The organism is Vibrio sp. TH_r3 (genome assembly GCF_033101115.1).
In the GTDB taxonomy this organism is placed as follows: domain Bacteria; phylum Pseudomonadota; class Gammaproteobacteria; order Enterobacterales; family Vibrionaceae; genus Vibrio.
The window spans coordinates 1-548 of sequence record NZ_JAWMPW010000086.1 but is presented as its reverse complement, the minus strand read 5'-3'; the positions used below and the strand labels follow the sequence as shown (position 1 = coordinate 548).

The following is a 548-nucleotide window of genomic DNA, read 5'->3' as shown; positions in this document are numbered from 1 at the left end:
TGTAAAAACTCCCGTCATCAATTCGATATATGGTCCGTTGTTGTCTGTTAACTGCCGGTCCCAAGCTTGCCCAAATTCACAATTTCCCCATGACCACTGTTTCTTTCCTGGGGAAATATGATGATTTGCGACGTGAAGTAAGCCGCCATTTTCCTCGTGACTATAGGCTCCAACGAAGTCATAGTCCGATTTCGCAGCCATATATGACGTAGGTACAGGCAAGTTCTTATAGCGTGAAATATCGACACCAGCAGAGTAATCAACTTTATAGTAAGTACCTGTCGCTATTGGAAAAGCACTAACATCACGCTTGCCATGGTCATAAACTGCCGTCACATCTGGTGGGAAAATACTCTGATGGCCATCACCACCTTTAACTGCCGGATTAGCCCACCATAGGAATTGCTGAGGTGTTGGATTTGAATTGTATACGCGACCGGTGATCTCAATTAGTGCTTTATTTGGATAGAGTTTAAAGCCCGTACTTACTTGCAAACCATACATATGTTCAACTTCACCTAACCATACTTCTGCGCTACCATCGGCTG

Annotated in this window: 1 protein-coding gene; it reads right to left on the bottom strand. The window is 44.2% G+C overall.

Features of this window, described 5'->3' with window-relative positions:
- On the bottom strand, positions 1 to 548 hold a 548-nt coding region (locus R3X26_RS18875), incomplete at both ends, for a DUF5107 domain-containing protein (RefSeq protein ID WP_317718860.1).